Below are 17,087 nucleotides of genomic sequence, written 5' to 3'. Positions count from 1 at the left end.
CACACAGGCATATGCGACGACAGACCCTCCTCGTGGCCGTCGTGGCCGCGGTCGCCCTGCTGTCGTTCAGCGTCGGTGCCGCCAGCCTCGACGCGAGCACCGGCGAGGATCGAGTCGATCCACAGATGGACGACAGAGAGATCGACAACCCCGGCGCGGACTACGATGGGCCGGACGACCCCAGCGACGCCTCGCCCCCCGCCGAGGACGGCGGTGCCCGCTCGCTGATCCCGACCCTCTCCTCGCCGGCGCTCGGCGCGCTCGTGGCCGCGTTCGCCGTCGTGGTCGTCGCCGTCTGGCGCTTCGCCGGCGGCGGGGAGAACCCCGACGACGGCACGGAAAAAGCGTTCGTGACGCCCGGCGAGTCGACGGACGCGCCGACGTACTCGACCGACAGCATCGACGTGCCGCTCTCGAACGACGTCTACCGAGCCTGGGCCGACCTGACCGAACGGCTGGGGCCGGCCGACGGCGCGACGACGCCCAGGGAGTACGCACGGCGGTTGGCCGGCGCCAGCGAGGACCCCGCCGCGCTCGAACGGCTCCGGGAGACGTTCGAACGGGTCAGATACGGCGGTGAACAGCCGACGGCCGAACTCGAACGGACTGCTCGGGACGCACTGGAGCAAGCGACCGTCGGACCGGAGGACGAGGGATGACGAGCGGACTGCGCCCGGTGCCCCTTGCCATCGGGCTCGGCGCGACGGTGATCGCCGTCGGTCTCGGAGCGGTCGGCGTCGCCGTCGTCCCCGACGACGCGCGGAACCTGCTGTTGATCGCCGTCGCTGTCGTCGCCGGCAGTTTCGCCCTGCTCGCCCTGCTCGTCCACTCGCTTGAGGGTGACGAGCGCCCGGGCCTGCCCGACACCGACAGCCGAACCGCCACGGTCCCCGGCGACCAAGTCGACGCGGCGCTGTCGGCCGGCCGGGACGGCAAGGCCATCCGGGACCGGCTCCAGTCGGTCGCGCTGTCGGTGCTGGAACGGCGCGGGCTGACCCGCTCGGCGGCCGAACAGCAACTCGCCGAGGGTACCTGGACCGACGATCCGCAGGCGGCGGCAGTGCTGTCCCGGGACGAGATCCGGCCGTCGCTGCGTGCCCGCATCGAGGGATGGCTCTCCGGCGTCCGGCCGTTCCACCGGTGGATCGGCGCGGCGACCACGGAACTGCTCGCCCGCGAGGAGGAGCGATGAGCGCCGACGGCGGAAGCGTCCACCAGACCGGGCGCTGGCTCGGGCTGACCGGGGCCGCGTTGCTGGCCGCGGCGGTCGGACTGGTCGCACAGACGCCCTCGCTCGTCCTGCTGGGCGGTGTCGGGGCCGCACTGGGTGCCTATGACCGGGTCGCGGTCCCGCCGGCAGCCAGCGTCGCCATCGAGCGGTCCATCGAGCCGACGGACCCCGGTGTCGGCGAGTCGGTCACCGTCCGGCTGACAGTGCGCAACGAGGGCGACCGGACTCTCCCGGACGTCCGTGTGGCCGACGGCGTCCCCGAGACGGTCCGGGTCGTCGACGGCACCGCGTCGGTCGGGACCAGTCTCCGGCCGGGCGCGACCGAGACCGTGACCTACGAGATGACCGGCGGGAACGACCGCTGTGTGTTCGACCCGGCGACGGTCGTCGTCCGGGACGTGGTCGGCGTGGTCGCACGCCACGACCGGATCGCGGTCAGCCCGGATTCGGTCACCTGGAAGCGCCCCAGCGGGAAGGCGATGTTGCCGCTGATCCCGGCGGTGTACCGCCGGCCCGGACAGGTCCCGGTCGACGACGGCGGCTCGGGCCAGTCGTTCTACGCCGTCCGGGAGCGCCGGCCGAACGATCCGCTCTCGCGGGTGGACTGGAACCGCTACGCCCGCACCGGCGAGCTGACGACCGTCGAGTTCCAGCGCGAACAGGCGGCGACGGTGATCGTCCTCGTCGATACACGGCAGGCCGCCGCCGTCGCGCCGGGCGAAACGGCCCAGACAGCCGTCGAGCGGTCGACGACGGCCGCGCTCGCGCTCGTCGAGGGACTTCCCGAGGACGGTCACGCGGTCGGGCTAGCCGCACTCTCCCCCCAGGAGAGTTGGCTCCCCCCGGGACAGAGCGAGGCCCACCGCCGGCAGGCCCGGGACCGAATCCGGGAGGACCGCGCGTTCACCGCGACGCCGGTGACCGAGTCTCCCGACGTCGACCGGCTGTTCGCACAGCTCCCGGAAGCCGCGAACGTCATCTTCCTGAGCCCGCTGTGTGACGACGAGAGTGCCACCGTCGCTCGCCGGCTGGCCGCCAGAGGCCATCCGGTGACGGTGGTCAGCCCCGACGCGACGGCGACGGACACCGCCGGCCACCGGCTGGCCCACCTAGAGCGGGGCGACCGACTCCGGGAACTGCGGGCGGCCGGCGTCGAGGTGTACGACTGGGACCAAGGGACCTCCCTGCAGGGACTGCTCGGGCAGGCCGGAGGGGGTCGGTGATGGCGTCCGAAACGGGACAGTGGTGTGTGCTGGCGGCGGGCATCGCGACCGTCGGGACGCTGTTTACCGCGGGAATCGGCCCGCTTTCGACGGGCGCCGGCGTCGTCGCGCTCGTCGTGCTCGCCGGGAGCTGGATCGCCGACAGCGGGTCGCTGGCGAACCTGACCGGTGCGGCGCTGTTCGCCGAAGTCCTGCTCGCGGGCGTCCAGGGTGCCTCGACGACGACGGTACTGGCCGCCGGTGTGGGGACGGTGCTGGCCTGGACGTTCGCCCACTCCGCGCTCGAACTCCGGGACGACCTGGGCGAAGCGCGGAGTCGACGCCTGGAGTTGAGCCATACCGCCGGGACGACGGCACTCGTGGCCGGTGCCGCGATCGTCGCTGCGGTGTTGTTCCGGGCGAGTTCCTTCGAATTGCCGCCGCTGGCCCTGGCCGCGCTCGTTCTCGCAGGTGTGGCCCTGACGGCAGCGCTCAGACGGTGATGGCTACTCCGGCAGCGTCTCGGACTCGGACCCACCGGCACCGAGATCGAGAATGTCCGCACTGTCGGCGGCCACGGCTGGCAGCCTGATCGTGACGACCGTCCAGCCCGCCGTCCGGTCGTAGCTGAGATCGCCGCCGGCCGATTCGGCGACCCAGCGTGCGAGCCAGATCCCCAGTCCGCTGCCGTGCTGGAGGGTCGTGATCGTCTCACCGTCGAACACCGCCGCGCGTTCGATGGCGGGGATGCCCGGTCCGTCGTCGGTGACTTTGAGGAGGACCTCGTCGCCCTCTTCCTCGACGATCAGCCGGACGGCGGTTCCCTCGGGCGTGTGTTCGACGGCGTTCTCGACGAGGTTGTCGAGCGCGTCGTACAGCCCCGGTCCGCCCGGGACCGCCGCCGGGGGCCGTATCGACGGGTCGACGGTGACCGTTTCCGGGTAGTCCTGTGCCACACTCCGGGCCAGCGAACCCGGATCGATCGGCCGTTCCGTCGTGTTCTCCAGGGCCGACTCGACCTCCTTGGCCTGCTGGCTGACCGCGTCGAGACGACCCGCAGCGTCCAGAATCCGCTCTGCCATCGTGATCGTGTACGAGTCCGTGGCGGCCGAGTTGAGGTGTTGTGCCGCGCCGATGACTACAGAGAGGTCGTTCCGGAGGTTGTGTCGCAACACACGGTGGAGGACCCGAAGGCGCTGCTGGCGACGACGGTCCTCGGTGACGTCGGTGTAGATGGCAAAGCCGTACTGTCGACCGTCGTCGGCCTGATAGGGGACACTGTGGTAGTCGAACTCGCGCCACCCGTCGACGGTCTTCCGGGCGACGATAGCGTGGTTGGCCTTCCCGTCGGCGGTTCGCTGGTCGTAGTCCATCGCCTCCTCGTCTTTCTGTTCGGGGACGATGAACTCGTTGAGCGATTCGCCGACGATATCGGCCGGATCGTACCCGAACGTCTCCGCAAACGGCGTGTTGACCGCGTGGACGACAGGCTCCCCCTCGACGATCTCGAAGGCGACCGCCGGGTCCTCGATGAGGTCGAACAGGCGGTCGAACCGGTCGTGGACGCTCGTCGACCGGTGGACCGAGCAGACGACCGCGCCGTCGGCGGCCGTAAGCTCGACCGTCGCCGGGACCTGCCGGTCGCCGAGATCGAACACGACTTGACACCGCCGGGTCTGTCGGTCGTCGGTCTCTCGGACGACACGGAGTTCGCGCATGACCGTCTCGGCGTTGTCGGCCGGAAGCAGGGAGGTGAGTTGCCTTCCTTCGAGGGCATCGGGCGCCATCGACAGCAGTGTCGCGAACTCCTCGGTGACGAACGAGAGCCGTCCGTCCCGGTCGATGCCGAACATCAGCGGGCCGTGACCCGAAGGAACGGCGGTTCCGATAGCTCGGTTATCGGCCGCCGGACACCGGTCGTCCCCGTCGGTGACGCGAGGAGTTCGACGGCCGTCTGTCCACCATCGTGTCGTAACACGAGCGTTTGATCGGCCGCACCGGCGTAGAAAGCGCCCAATTCTTCCGGAACAGCCGTGTCGGCGACGATGTTGAGTACTGTATCCTGAGCGTCGAAGACCCCGTCGTCGTTCTCGTAGCGAGCCTCCCGGGCGGCCCGCTCGCCGACGGCAGCGACCTCGGCCTCGATGTTCCCGACGATCAACAGCGGTGCGTCGCGCCTGGTGGCGGTAGTCTCGTTGGCGTCAGCCAGCGACCGGGTATCTAGATCGAACACGTTGTACTCGGTGTCCCACGACCCGAACATATCGAGGACGAAAAGGTCGTCTGTGGCGAGTGCGTCCGACACCGAGCGGTCGGTCGCGGCGAACGCGCTGGCGAGCGTCTCGCGATCGAGCGTGCGTGGCGGGGTCAGCGACACCGCCTGGCCCGCCGCGACAGCAGTCGCACAGGTCTGTGCGATCAACTCGTTGACGGCGGTGTCGGGATCGTGACGGACGACGGCCTGGCCACCGACGAGAAAGCCACCGCCACAGAGGTCGTCAAGCCCGGAAACGCCCGTCGAGAGCGTCGGAGCGTCGGCAAGCGCCCGTCGTCGATCGGCGTCGGCTGCAGCGAGGACATCGTCGATTTCACCGAGCATCCGGGTCTGCTCGGATCGGGCCTCGGTGATCGTCGAGATCCCCGCCTCGATGGCACGGGCGTGTGTCGCCAACTGCTCGCACCGCTGTGCGATTGCCTCGCTGCTTTCGGCCTGTTCGTCGGTCGCCGTCGAAACCGATGCGACGCCGTCTGCCGTCTCCTCGACGGTTTCGGCCAACGTATCGAGGCTGTCCATCGTCTCGGTTACTTGCGTCGCGCCGGCGTCGATCCGGGTGACGGCGTCCTCTAGCTGCCCGACCGTCTCGTCGGTCGCCGACCGAACCGCTTCAAGCGCCTCGTCGATCTCGTCGGCCTGTTGCTGGGATTCCTCGGCGAGCTGTTTGATCTCGTCGGCGACGACAGCGAACCCCTCGGCATCGCCGTCGGTCCGTGCGGCCTCGATCGAGGCGTTCAGCGCCAGCATGTTGGTCTGGTCGGCGATTCGATCGATCCCCGCGAGTGCGTCCGCGATCCGATCGATACGGTCCCGCAGGTCGTCGACCTCGCTGGCGACCGTCCCGCTGACGCGGCTGACTTCCTCCATCGTTTCGATAGCCTCGGCCGCGGCCTCCCGCCCCTCCGCTGCCTCGGCTGCGGCCTGTTCGCTTCGATCAGTAACCTGGGTAGCTGTCGCGGCCACCTCCTCGATCGTCGCGGAGAGATTCGACACCTCGTCGACGACCCAGTCGGCGTCGGCCGCCTGTTCGCTGGCACGCTCGTCGATCGCGGCGACCTCCTCGTCGACGGTGGCCGATGTCGCCTGGACGACGTCGAGTGCTCCCTGGGCGTTCGCGATACTCCGGTCTTCGGTCGTCACCTCCGGAACTGCTGGTTCGTTATCTACGGTCATAGTCACAGAATGGGTTGAATTATAGGTAGGTATTCAGGTAGTTCCGCAACGATCGTCCGATAGGTCCGTCGGTACAGTAGAGTTGTTCGAACGAGTCCTCATAACCTTGGTGTCGGTGACAACACCCGCCACAGCGGCGCGCGCGCAAGCAATTCGGGGTGGTATCGGCCCGACCGGACGGTTTGACAGTCGACATTCGTCCAGAATGCTCACAGACGAATGCGTTATTTCTTGACGGAGAACAACCTTATATCGATAATATTGTTCTGCAATTCGGACGATCGTCTACTGTATCCCCCAGATATCCACGTTCATAAACCAAACCCTTATGTATTCCACTCACAAGAGACTTCTCCGTGAACGAAGTGGATAAAGTTGGGCCAGATGGCGATAGAGTTGGACGTTCAAACTAAACTGCGAACCAAACTGAAACAGGTGAACACAAAATATGGTACTTGCACCACTCCAGGTAACGGCTGACGCACTCAACTACACGTGGATCCTCGTGGTATCGTTCCTGATCTTCTTCATGCACGCCGGCTTCGCGATGCTCGAAGCGGGGCAGGTGCGCTCGAAGAACGTCGCGAACCAGCTGACGAAGAACCTCCTGACCTGGTCGGTCGGGGTGACAGTGTTCTTCCTCATCGGTGCCGGGATCTCCTCGCTAGTCGGTGGCGGCGGCTTCTCGGCCGCCTTCATGACCAGCGGGACGGGCTGGATCGACTGGCTCTACGGCGCCGTCTTCGCGATGACCGCCGCGACCATCGTCTCCGGGGCGGTGGCCGGTCGCGCGAAACTCCGTGCGTACGTCACGTACACCTTCCTGCTGGCGGCCGTGATCTACCCGGTCGTCACCGGCATCACGTGGGCGGGCGCCTACATCAGCTTCGGTGGCGCCGGCTTCACTGACTTCGCGGGCGGCATGATCGTCCACGGTATGGGCGGCATCGCCGGCCTCACGGCGGCCTACGTCCTTGGCCCGCGCATGGGTCGGTACAACGAGGACGGCTCGTCGAACGTCATCCCCGGTCACTCCCTGACCTTCGCGGTCCTGGGGACGCTGATCCTCGCCTTCGGCTGGTACGGGTTCAACGTCGGGACCTCCGCCATCCTCGGCGACGGGTTCCTCGGTGACCAGCTCGGTCGCGTCGCCATGACGACGACCATCGCGATGGCCTGTGGTGCCATGGGTTCGGGCCTCGTCGCCTGGATGCGCACCGGGAAAGTCGACACGCTGTACGTCGCAAACGGCCTGCTGGCCGGCCTCGTCGGTATCACGGCGATCCCCCACACCACGGCGTGGTGGGGCGCGTTCGTCGTCGGCGGCCTCGCGGGCATCCAGCTCCCGCTGGTCTTCGAGTTCGTCGAGAAGACGCTGAAGATCGACGACGTCTGTGCAGTCTTCCCGGTCCACGGCAGCGCCGGTGTGCTGGGGACGTTGCTGTACCCGTTCGTCGCCGCACCCGGCGTGGTCGACTCGATCCTGAACGCCTTCGTGGCCCAGGTCATCGGCGTCGTCGCCATCGGCGGCTGGACGGTCATCGCGACCGGCGTGGTCTGGTACGCCCTCAAGGCGATGGGGCAGGCACGCGTCACGCCCGAACACGAGCAGGAAGGGCTGGACGTCAGCGAACACGGCGTCGAGACCTACCCCGAGTTCGGTAGTGACGGTGTCGTCGCCGACGGTGGTAACGTGAGTGAAATAATCCGCAGCGACGGAGGTTCCAACGATGAGTGAAACTGACGAACGCGAAATCAAGATGATCGTCGCAATGGTTCGACCGGACAAACTCGGTGACGTCAAGAAATCCCTCGCGGAGGTCGGGGCGCCGTCGCTGACAGTCACCAACGTCTCGGGGCGGGGCTCACAGCCCGCAAAGAAGGGCCAGTGGCGCGGCGAGGAGTACGTCGTCGACCTCCACCAGAAGGTCAAGATCGAGTGTGTCGTCGCCGATGCACCGGTCGAGGATGTCGTCGAGGCGATCAAGGAGGGTGCCCACACTGGCGAGAAAGGCGACGGGAAGGTATTCGTCCTGCCCGTCGAGGAGGCCCACCAGGTCCGGACAGGCGAAAGCGGGCCGGACGCGGTGTAAGCGCCGGGGATGGTCGACGAGATCGACAGGGCGGTCGTGAACGCGCTGTTGGAGGACGGCAGAGCCAGCGCGCGCGATGTCGCCACCGAGACCGGCGTCGCGGCGACGACCGTTTCACGACGGATGGACGAACTGGAGTCGGACGGTGTCATCGAGAAGTACACGGCCCGCGTCGACTACGGTGCCCTCGGCTACGACGTGACGGCGGTGTTCCAGCTCTCAGTCGACGGTGACGGACTCGTCGAGGTCACCGAGTCGATGCGCGATCAGCACAACCTGCTGGCCGTCTACGAGGTCACGGGCAGCCACGACATCGTCGCGGTCGGGAAGTTCCAGGACACCGACGAGATGAACGCCTATATCAAACGGCTCGTGACAGACGAACACGTCCGATCGGTCTCGACGTCGATCGTCCTGAACGCGGTCCGCGAGCACGAACAGTTCCCGGTTGACGAGGACGACCAGTAACACTCCGTCTTTTTCGTACGGTATCGGTTCACAGGAAAGTATTACCAACAGGTGTAGTACTATATTATCCGAACCGGATTATCGGTCATAATGGATGGTGGACGATCATCGAGGCGTGCGGTCCTTCGGGCCGTCGCGGCCGGGACCGCAACAGTTGGCGGGGCCGGCTGCATGGGTGGCGGCGGTGAGAGCCGGTCGACGGCGACACCGAGCCGATACGCCAACCAGCCCGTCGGTGAAGACAGTGTCACGTTCGGCTTTCCGGTCGCCCTGTCGGGACCGTTCGGCTCGGACGGAGAACGACAGGAACGGGGGTTCAGACTCGCGGTCAAACATCTCAACGAGGGCGGCGGCTGGGTCGACAGCGAGAGATTCGCTGCCCTGAGTGGGGACGGCGTGCTCGGGCGGACCGTCGAGATGGCAACCGGTAATACGGAGTCCTCGCCCGATACCGCCGTCAGTGTCGCCCGGGATCTCATCGGCTCGGAGGGCGCGGTGATGATCGCCGGGGGGTCCTCGGCCAACACCGCAGTGAAGCTCTTCGATCTCTGTCACCCCCGTGGCGTCGTCCACATGATCGGGTTCGCACCGGGGACAAACGTCACCGGAGCCGACTGTTCACGGTACGGGTTCCAGGAGATGTTCAACCCGAAGATGGCGGCACAAGCACTCATGCCGGAGTTGCTCGACCGGTTCGGTGAGCGTGCGAGCGTCTACGGGCTGCACGCGAACTCGGATTTCGGCTTCACGCAGGCGAACGAACTGCGGCGGGCGATGCTCGACAACAACTGGGACTACCAGGGGGACACCCAGACGACCGTCGGGACCTCGGAGTACGGCCCACAGCTCGAAGAGGCGAAAGCCGCGAACCCGGACGTGTTGGCCCTCTCCTACCGTGGGATCGACGGCGCGAACGCGATCCGACAGGCGAACGAGGTGTTCGACGACATCGAGATCGTCGCGCCGCTGTTGAGTCCGACGACCGCGGAGCTGGCTGGAGAGGCCATCGAGGGCGTCCTCGGGACGATCTCGTGGGACCCGAGCATCGACACGCCGCTGTCGAAGACGTTCCGTAACTCGTTCCAACGGGAGTTCGGATCGCCGGAGGACCGGCCCAACTGGCGGCTCGGGTCCGATCAGGCCCACCTCGCTTACGGGCAGGCGCTCCAGTACGCGGCAGCGGTCGAACGCGCCGGCACGTTCGAACCCCCCGCGGTCATCAGGGAACTCGAAGGCCACCAGTACGCGATGGGGATCGGGCAGGAGACGATGCGAGCCTGTGACCACCAGGCGATCCGTCCGGTCCCGGTCGTCGAAGGGCTCCCGGCCGCCGAGCAGGCTGAGAGTCGCTACTACGACTCCGTGACGATTACTCGGAACGTCGGCTACGCCTGTGACGAGGACCCGGCCGACGACTGTCGGGAGCTGGGGCCGTACGAGCCGACGACAGAGACGGAATGACGGCGGGGAAGACGTATACACGATCGACCAAATACGTAGCTATGAGTCTGGAAGTCGATGTCAGAAAGCTCGACCTGTTCAACCAGATGGCCAAGGAGGGATCGAGCACCGTCGCCGATCACCTCGGGCAACTGACTGGGCTCGACGCCGGAGTCCGGACCTCTCAGATCAACTTCCTCGACATCGAGGACGTCAAGACACACATCGGGACCGACCGTCGCGTCGGGATCTACGTCACGCTGGAGGAGGCCCCACACGGCTACGTGTTGTTCATGCTCGAACCGGCAGACAGCAAGCGTCTGGCCGGCGCGATGATGGGTGGGATGGGCGACCCGAGCGAGGGAGAGGGATTCAGCGAGATGGAACGATCGGCGATGCAGGAGATCGGCAATATCATGACCTCGGGCTTCATCGACGGCTGGGCGAACGTCCTCCGGACGACCATCGACATGGGGACGCCGAACTTCGTGTACGGGCCGGCAAACGGCATCGTCGACGAGATGGGCGGGTGGCCCGACTCGGAACTCGTCTTCGTCATCAACTCCCGGATCACCGTCGACGACGGCGATCTCGGGATGACCGTCTACACCTTCCCGGAACTGGCCGCGCTGGTCGATCTCATCCAGAACATCGACCTCGAAACGGACGTCGCCGAGGACACCGACGCCGGCGACGTGCTTTGAGACTCAGGTCGACCGCGAACACAGCGACTGCAGGGTCGCCCGTGTGTCGATGTCCGCGACGGTCTCCGGCGGGGCGGGCTCCGAAACCACGGCCGGCGAGAGCCGGTCGAGGAAGTCCGTGGCGGCCCGTGAGCCAGTCCCGAGCGTCGTCTCACACGCCTCGATAGCCGCATCGGTGTCGTAGACGGCCATCAGCGGCCGGCACCGCCCGGCGATCCGCGGGACGGCTCCGTCACCGCGACACTGCTCGAACAGGGTTTCGACGAGCGAGGGCTCGACGAACGGCGTGTCACAGGCGGCGACGACCGTCCACGCGCCGCGGGCGACCCGACAGCCGGTCCGGATGCCGGCGACCGGGCCGCCGTCGGGAACCGGATCGATCGCGTAGCGCACGTCGTGGCCGCCCACAGCCTCGTCGATGGCGGCCCGTTGCTCGTCGCGGCAGTTGACGACGACCTCGTCGACTCCCTCCGAGACGTTGTCGACGACCTGCCGGATCAACGGATCGCCGTCGAGTTCGGCGAGCGCCTCGTCCTGCTGGCCGAAGCGGGTGGAGTGACCGCCGGCCAGGACGACCGCGGACCGCATCAGTCGTCCCCGGAGACGGCCGCGTCCGTTCCGCCCGCGCTCCCGATGAAGCCGGCAGTGTTGGCGACCTTCGCGACCTCGGGCCGGAACACCCACGCCGACAGCAACACGATGGGGATCATCGAGGCTGCGACGACGGAGTAGCCCAGGTGGAGGTTCGCCAGCCACGGCGCGGAGTAGATCAGCGGGTAGACGATACCGCCGACGGTGCCGACACCGCCGACGACGCCCGCGACCGCCCCGGAGCTGTTGGGGAACATCGAGGGAACCATCGCGAAGATCGACCCTTCGGCGAACGCACAGGCAGTGCCGACGAGGAAGCCGACGGCCACGGCGCCCATCAGGACCCCCGAAAGGCCCGCAAGCGTCATCCCGAACATGGTCAGGACGACGAAACACAGCGTGACGAACGTCCACTGTTCGCGGTAGCGGCCGGTGAAGAAGGGGAGGATGTTCCGTTCCGTGCGGGCGAGCACGTCGCTGACGTAGCCACCGATTGGCCGCAGGAGGCCCGCAGCCACGGAGAACGTCGCCGCGAACGTACTCGCGATGACGAGGTTGTCCTGGTTGAACGCCTCCCGGTAGTAGGTCGCGAGCCAGCCGTTCATCGACAGTTCGAGGCCGAAGGTCATCACGTACGCCAGCGCGAGGACGACCGTCCCGTAGCGCGTGGCCGTGTGGAGCCAGTCCGTGAAGCTCGCGTTGTCCTTGGTCGCCTGGCGCTTCTCCTCGCTCTTTGCGGCCTCACCCAGCGTGTAGTACGCGACCGCCAGGACGATCGAGACGATGCCAGTGTAGAAGAAGGCGGCCCGCCAGTTCGTCGAGAACAGCGGTCCGCTCCACCCGCTGCCGAACACCCGCGGGAGAATGAGCGCGCCGCCTGCGGCACCGGCGTTGCCCACGCCGGCGTAGATACCCTCTGCCAGCCCGAGGTTCTCCTCCTCGAACCACTCGGCGACGTGCTGGATGCCGATGACGAACGTGATCCCGGCCGTCGCGACGATGATCCGGGTCACGAAAAACAGCGAGTAGTCCCGCACGAACGCACTCGCCATCGAGAACAGCCCGACGTAGGCTAACACGATGGCGAAGATGGCCGGCGCGCCGAACTTATCGGAGAGCCACCCGGTCAGCATCCGGCCGAACGGTGCCATCCAGATCGCCGAACTGGCGAGAATACCGATCTCGGCAGTCGAGAGGCCGAACTCCTCGGCCATCGGTCCCGTAAACGGCGCGAACGAGAACCAGATCAGGAACGAGAAGTTGAACCCGATCGTCGCCAGCAGCAGGGTCCGGTACTTCGTCATCTTGATCAGACCCATGCTACCACCTCCGCGGGCATGGACGGCCGTGGACGAACGATGATTCTCGATTGTACTTCACGAACTTTATTCCAATTTTCCACTACGTTCGAGCACATTGTAGCTGTATTACCCAATGAAGCAATATCCTATAACGGTATCTGTTTACAAAACTGTAATTAGCTCGGCGTTGGCGGACGAGCGGCAAATGTGGGTGTCGCTGCGCGGGTTTCGCCGGCCGGATTTCCCAACGTCAAATAGTCGATGGGGTATCTGTGGAATCGTCAATCGGGAGTTCCCCCCGCTGTTCGACGACGAGCAGGCATCCATCGGGGGGATAGGACAAAAATTGTGTATGTTTGTTTCCTGTATCGCGATATTTTCACCAAGCAGAAGCCCTATCCGGTAGTTTAGATAACGATACCCTAAGTATAAACCGTGGAAATGGCCAAACATCATATCACGCCTCGCCGGTGTCGCACAGTCGAACACCGGGCGTGGACGCGGTTCAGCACCCGCACGCGAGCGGCGTCGACGAGCCACTCGCATCCAGAGGTGACCCGACGATGACCCAGTGGAAACCGACGACCTGTATGCGGTGTGCGGTCGGCTGTGGACAGCTCCAGCGTGGCGTCGACGAGGGATACGGTGTCGACGAGGTCCAGGGCAACCACAGACATCCCACGGCCAACGGCCTCGCCTGCGAGCGGGGTATCCGGGAGACGAAAAACCCCGACGGGGAGTGGTTAACCGAGCCACTGATCCGCCGTGGGGACACCCTCCGGCCGACGACCTGGGATACGGCGCTTGGCACCGTCGCCGCGGAGTTCCTCCGGGCGATCGGCGACGGGCGCGACTCGGTGGCGGTGCTGGGCAGCGGGCAACAGACCAACGAGGCGGCCTACGTGCTGGGGAAACTGGCCCGGGGGGGAATCGGGACCAGACACTTCGATGCAAACACGACGCTGTGTATGGCCAGTGCCGTCACCGCCTACTACGACGCCTTCGCCAGTGACGCGCCACCCTGTACCTACGACGATATCCCGGCTGCCGACACCCACCTCGTCTGGGGGGCGAACCCGGCGGTCGCCCATCCGGTGTTGTACCGGTGGATTCTCGATAGCGCCAACGAGACGGACGGACGACTAGTCGTCGTCGATCCGGTCGCCAGCGAGACCGCCGCCGACGCCGACCACCACGTGGCGCTCGAACCCGGCACTGATCTCGTCCTCGCGCGCGCAGTCCTCGCTCAGTTGGTCGAGACCGGCGGGATCGACCGCGAGTTCGTCGAGGAGTACACCGAGGGGTACGAACAGCTCGTGGCCGACCTGCCGGACGTAGCGACCGCCGCGGAGACCGCGGGTGTCACCACCGAGACTGTCGCCGATCTCGCCGAGACCGTCGCCGATCCAACGCTGCTGTACTGGGGGATGGGCGTCAACCAGAGCACCCACGGCACCGCCACCGCACGGATGCTCATCAACCTCTGTCTGGCGACCGGAAACCTGGGGCCGGGCAGCGGCCCGTTCTCGTTGACGGGGCAGGCCAACTCGATGGGGACGCGAGTCTGTTCCTCGAAGGGGACCTGGCCCGGCCACCGAGCCTTCGAGGACCCGGACAACCGGGCGTTGATCGCCGACGCGTGGGGCGTGCCCGTCGACCGGCTCCCCGCCGATCCGGGTCCCGGTCCGGTCGGTATCGTCGACAGGATCAACCGCGGCCACGTCGACGCCTGCTGGGTGGTCGCGACGAACCCGGCCGCGGGGATGCCCCACGCGACGAACGTCAAGCGCGCGCTCGACGACGTGTTCCTCGTCGTCCAGGACGCCTTCCGCTCGGAGACCGTCGAACACGCCGACGTGGTCCTGCCGGCGGCAACCTGGGGGGAGAGCGAGGGAACGGTGATGAACATGGAACGGCGCGTCTCCAGGGTCACCGCCGTCAGCGACGTCATCGACACCGTCAGACACGACCTCGACATCATCGCCGAGATCGGGAACCGGATCGAACCCGGACTGTTCGACGACCAACCGCTTTCTCCCGAATCAGTCTTCGACGAGATCCGCGACCTCACCGCCGGAACGCCCGCGGACTGTTCGGGGATCACCTACGACCGCCTGACGGAGGAGCTGGCGGTCCGCTGGCCCGCGCCCGACGCCACCAGCGAAGGCGGCTACCGCTACGTCGACGGCGAGGACTGGACCTTCCCGACCGACACCGGACGTGCCCGCTTCTCCACGCCGACAGCCTACGAGGGCGTCCCGGAACCGACCGATCCCGAGTACCCGCTGTTGCTGACGACCGGCCGGCGTGCCGGGGCCTACAACACCGGCGTTCGCAACCGCGAAACCGCCGAGGACGTGCCGAGCGCGCGCATCAATCCCGAGACCGCGGGCCAGTACGTCGAGTTGCTGGACCGGGGCCGGACCGTCGTCGAGTCCCGCCGGGCGAAAGTCACCGTCACGCTCGTCCCGGACGACAGCATCCCGCCCGGAGCGATCTGGATGGATCTCCACCACCCGTCGGTCAACGATCTGACGCTCCCGGCGATCGATCCCGACTCCAACGAGCCCAACTACAAACAGTGTGCGGTCCGTCTGGCGGCGCCGGACAGGTCCTCACCGGTCACTCGCGGCGGCGTCCACACGGGAACCGTCGTCAGACGATAGACGGTTACTCCAGCAGCTCCGGTGCAGCGTCGTAGGCGACGGCCGCCTGTTCCGTCGTCGGCGGGTCCGTCGAGCCCGGGCGACAGTCGTGGTCTTCCTGCATGGTCAGTCGTCCGCCGAGAGCGGTTGGCCGCTGGCGTCGGTCGGTGCCGGGCTCTCGCCGTCGTCGAAGGGATACCACGACTGTTTCCCGTCGGCCAAGCAGGGGTCGGTGTACCCCTCGACCTCCTCGGGTTCGGCCAGTTCGACGATGGTCTCGTGACCGGTGGCGTCGACCCACTCGCGGAAGGTCTGGCCCTCCGAGCGGAGCGCGGCGTAGGCCTCGACGATGTTCTTGATCATCCCGGGCAGCTCGTCGGCCGGGACCCGCTGGCGGACCCACTCGATGAACGTCGGTTCCTCGCCGACACCGCCGCCGACGCCGACATCCACCGCCTCGACCATCTGGCCGTCCTTGCGGGCACGCATCCCCTGGAGACCGATGTCGGCAGTCATCGCCTGGCCGCAGTCGGCCGTACAGCCCGAGAAGTGCATCTTGATGCGGGCGATATCGTCGGGGACGTCGACGTTGTCGCCCAACCACCGGAGGAGGCGGGCCATCCGGGCTTTCGTCTCGGTGAGTGCCAGCGAACAGAACTCCGTCCCGGTACAGGCCATCGCACCCTGGACGAACGGGTTGGGCTCGGGCGAGTACTTCTCCAGCAGCGGCTCGTTGAGCAGGTTCGCCAGGTTCCCGTCGGGCACGTCCATGATGAGGGGGTTCTGCCGGCGGGTCAACCGCACTTCACCGGAGCCGTACGCGTCCGCGAGGTCCGCGAGTTCGATGGCGTCCTCGGCCGAGAGGCGGCCGACGGGCACCGAGAGGCCGACGTAGTTCTTGTCGTCTTTCTGGTCGTAGACACCGACGTGGTCGTGGGCGCCGTACTCGGTGGGTTTGCCCGCGTTGTACGTGTACTCCCCGCGGAAGTCGGTCCCGGCGGTCTCGAACTCGAACTCCAGCCGTTCGTCCAGTTCCTCGCGGATGGCGTCGGTCCCGTGCTCGTCGACGAAGAACCGAGCGCGGTTCTTCGAGCGGTTCTGGCGGTTGCCCGCCTCGTGGTAGAACTCGACGAACGCGCGGACCGTCTCGACGGCGTGTTCGGGGCGGATGAACAGATCGAGCGGGCGGGCGTTGCGCGGTTCGCGGCCACCCAGGCCACCGCCGACACGGACGTTGAACCCCTCGGTCTCTTCACTATCGATGAACTTGTGAGCCGGTTCCAGCCCGATGTCGTTGATCGCGTCCTGGGCACAGCCCTGCTTGCATCCGGAGACCGAGATGTTGAACTTCCGGGGCATGTTCGCCAGGTCGTTGTCGTCCCGGATCGTCTCCTGAATCTCGTCTAAGATCGGTCGGGAATCGACGTACTCCTCGCCCTTGCCTGCGACCGGACAGCCCGAGATGTTCCGCATCGTGTCCCCGCCGGCGGAGCGCGAGGAGACGCCGACCGCTTCGAGTTTCTCCCAGATCTCGGGGATGTCTTCGAGTTTGAGCCAGTGAAGCTGGATCGACTGGCGGGTCGTGAAGTCGATCCAGCCGTTGCCGAACTCGGGGTTCTCGGCCGGCCCCTGTGCGTACTCGCGCGCGACCTCGCCGATCGCTCGCAACTGGTTCGGTTCGAGGATCCCGCCACAGTTGGTCAGTCGCATCATGAAATACGACTCCTGGCCGCCCCGGTGGTGGAACACGCCCCAAAACTTGAAGCGGGAGAACCACTCCTCGCGCTCGTCCTCGGGGATCGACTCCCAGCCCCGCTCCGCGAACTCTTCGAGTTTCTCCCTGACCTCGTCGCCGTACAGCTCGCCTTTGATGTCCTCTTTCTTATGCGCCATAGCGACCAAATACAGAACCTTCGTTTTGTTTGGTTTCCGTCCTCGTATCTGCGTTCATGTGAAGTATTTCT

The 17,087-nt window shown here is 66.5% G+C and carries 15 protein-coding genes; 10 read left to right on the top strand and 5 right to left on the bottom strand.

Annotated features, from left to right (window positions below):
- The first annotated feature begins 11 nt into the window (after positions 1-11).
- The 4 genes from VJ109_RS08295 to VJ109_RS08280 are packed head-to-tail and all read left to right on the top strand — an operon-like array spanning position 12 to position 2,936.
- Positions 12-659: a DUF4129 domain-containing protein gene (locus VJ109_RS08295; RefSeq protein ID WP_324755926.1), complete on the top strand. Its 648-nt coding sequence runs from the start codon at positions 12-14 to the stop codon at positions 657-659.
- On the top strand, positions 656-1,192 hold the full coding sequence (locus VJ109_RS08290; protein WP_324755924.1) for a DUF7269 family protein: 537 nt from the start codon (positions 656-658) through the stop codon (positions 1,190-1,192). Before VJ109_RS08295 ends, VJ109_RS08290 begins: the two co-directional genes overlap by 4 nt.
- Entirely contained in the window at positions 1,189-2,454 is a 1,266-nt protein-coding gene (locus VJ109_RS08285; RefSeq protein WP_324755922.1) for a DUF58 domain-containing protein, read from the top strand. The genes VJ109_RS08290 and VJ109_RS08285 overlap by 4 nt, the downstream gene beginning before the upstream one ends.
- A complete protein-coding gene (locus VJ109_RS08280) occupies positions 2,454-2,936 on the top strand; it encodes a DUF7519 family protein (protein WP_324755921.1) in 483 nt (160 codons plus the stop codon). The genes VJ109_RS08285 and VJ109_RS08280 overlap by 1 nt, the downstream gene beginning before the upstream one ends.
- A gap of 3 nt (positions 2,937-2,939) precedes the next feature.
- On the opposite strand, the gene VJ109_RS08275 is transcribed toward VJ109_RS08280, so the two are convergent.
- Both VJ109_RS08275 and VJ109_RS08270 read right to left on the bottom strand, forming a co-directional pair.
- Entirely contained in the window at positions 2,940-4,286 is a 1,347-nt protein-coding gene (locus VJ109_RS08275) for a PAS domain-containing sensor histidine kinase (RefSeq protein WP_324755919.1), read from the bottom strand.
- A complete protein-coding gene (locus VJ109_RS08270) occupies positions 4,286-5,881 on the bottom strand; it encodes a methyl-accepting chemotaxis protein (RefSeq protein WP_324755917.1) in 1,596 nt (531 codons plus the stop codon). Before VJ109_RS08270 ends, VJ109_RS08275 begins: the two co-directional genes overlap by 1 nt.
- A gap of 448 nt (positions 5,882-6,329) precedes the next feature.
- Between VJ109_RS08270 and VJ109_RS08265 the strand changes: the two genes are divergently transcribed.
- From VJ109_RS08265 to VJ109_RS08245, 5 genes are all read left to right on the top strand, one after another.
- Complete coding sequence (locus tag VJ109_RS08265) at positions 6,330-7,619, top strand: ammonium transporter (protein ID WP_324755915.1); 1,290 nt, start codon at positions 6,330-6,332, stop codon at positions 7,617-7,619.
- Entirely contained in the window at positions 7,612-7,974 is a 363-nt protein-coding gene (gene glnK1 / locus VJ109_RS08260) for a nitrogen regulatory protein GlnK1 (protein WP_324755913.1), read from the top strand. Before VJ109_RS08265 ends, glnK1 begins: the two co-directional genes overlap by 8 nt.
- Before the next feature lie 9 nt (positions 7,975-7,983).
- The gene (lrp, locus tag VJ109_RS08255) at positions 7,984-8,442 is read left to right on the top strand and encodes an HTH-type transcriptional regulator Lrp (protein WP_324755911.1); all 459 of its coding nucleotides are present in this window, start codon (positions 7,984-7,986) and stop codon (positions 8,440-8,442) included.
- Between the two features lie 90 nt (positions 8,443-8,532).
- Positions 8,533-9,903: an ABC transporter substrate-binding protein gene (locus tag VJ109_RS08250; RefSeq protein ID WP_324755910.1), complete on the top strand. Its 1,371-nt coding sequence runs from the start codon at positions 8,533-8,535 to the stop codon at positions 9,901-9,903.
- A gap of 41 nt (positions 9,904-9,944) precedes the next feature.
- The gene (locus VJ109_RS08245) at positions 9,945-10,586 is read left to right on the top strand and encodes a chemotaxis protein CheC (RefSeq protein ID WP_324755908.1); all 642 of its coding nucleotides are present in this window, start codon (positions 9,945-9,947) and stop codon (positions 10,584-10,586) included.
- A gap of 3 nt (positions 10,587-10,589) precedes the next feature.
- Here the strand turns inward: VJ109_RS08245 and mobA are convergent, their stop codons facing one another.
- Together mobA and VJ109_RS08235 are read right to left on the bottom strand one after the other, a co-directional pair.
- Positions 10,590-11,174 carry a molybdenum cofactor guanylyltransferase gene (mobA, locus tag VJ109_RS08240; protein WP_324755906.1) on the bottom strand — a complete coding sequence of 195 codons (585 nt, stop codon included), beginning with the start codon at positions 11,172-11,174 and terminating at the stop codon, positions 10,590-10,592.
- Positions 11,174-12,496: an MFS transporter gene (locus VJ109_RS08235; RefSeq protein ID WP_324755905.1), complete on the bottom strand. Its 1,323-nt coding sequence runs from the start codon at positions 12,494-12,496 to the stop codon at positions 11,174-11,176. Before VJ109_RS08235 ends, mobA begins: the two co-directional genes overlap by 1 nt.
- A gap of 545 nt (positions 12,497-13,041) precedes the next feature.
- Here VJ109_RS08235 and nasA point away from each other — a divergent pair.
- Positions 13,042-15,144 carry an assimilatory nitrate reductase NasA gene (gene nasA / locus VJ109_RS08230; protein ID WP_324755904.1) on the top strand — a complete coding sequence of 701 codons (2,103 nt, stop codon included), beginning with the start codon at positions 13,042-13,044 and terminating at the stop codon, positions 15,142-15,144.
- Positions 15,145-15,249: 105 nt separating this feature from the next.
- Here the strand turns inward: nasA and VJ109_RS08225 are convergent, their stop codons facing one another.
- Complete coding sequence (locus tag VJ109_RS08225; protein ID WP_324755903.1) at positions 15,250-17,016, bottom strand: nitrite/sulfite reductase; 1,767 nt, start codon at positions 17,014-17,016, stop codon at positions 15,250-15,252.
- Between the last annotated feature and the right edge of the window lie 71 nt (positions 17,017-17,087).

The organism is Haloarcula montana (genome assembly GCF_035666295.1).
GTDB lineage: Archaea > Halobacteriota > Halobacteria > Halobacteriales > Haloarculaceae > Haloarcula > Haloarcula montana.
This window is presented reverse-complemented; position numbering and strand designations above follow the sequence as displayed.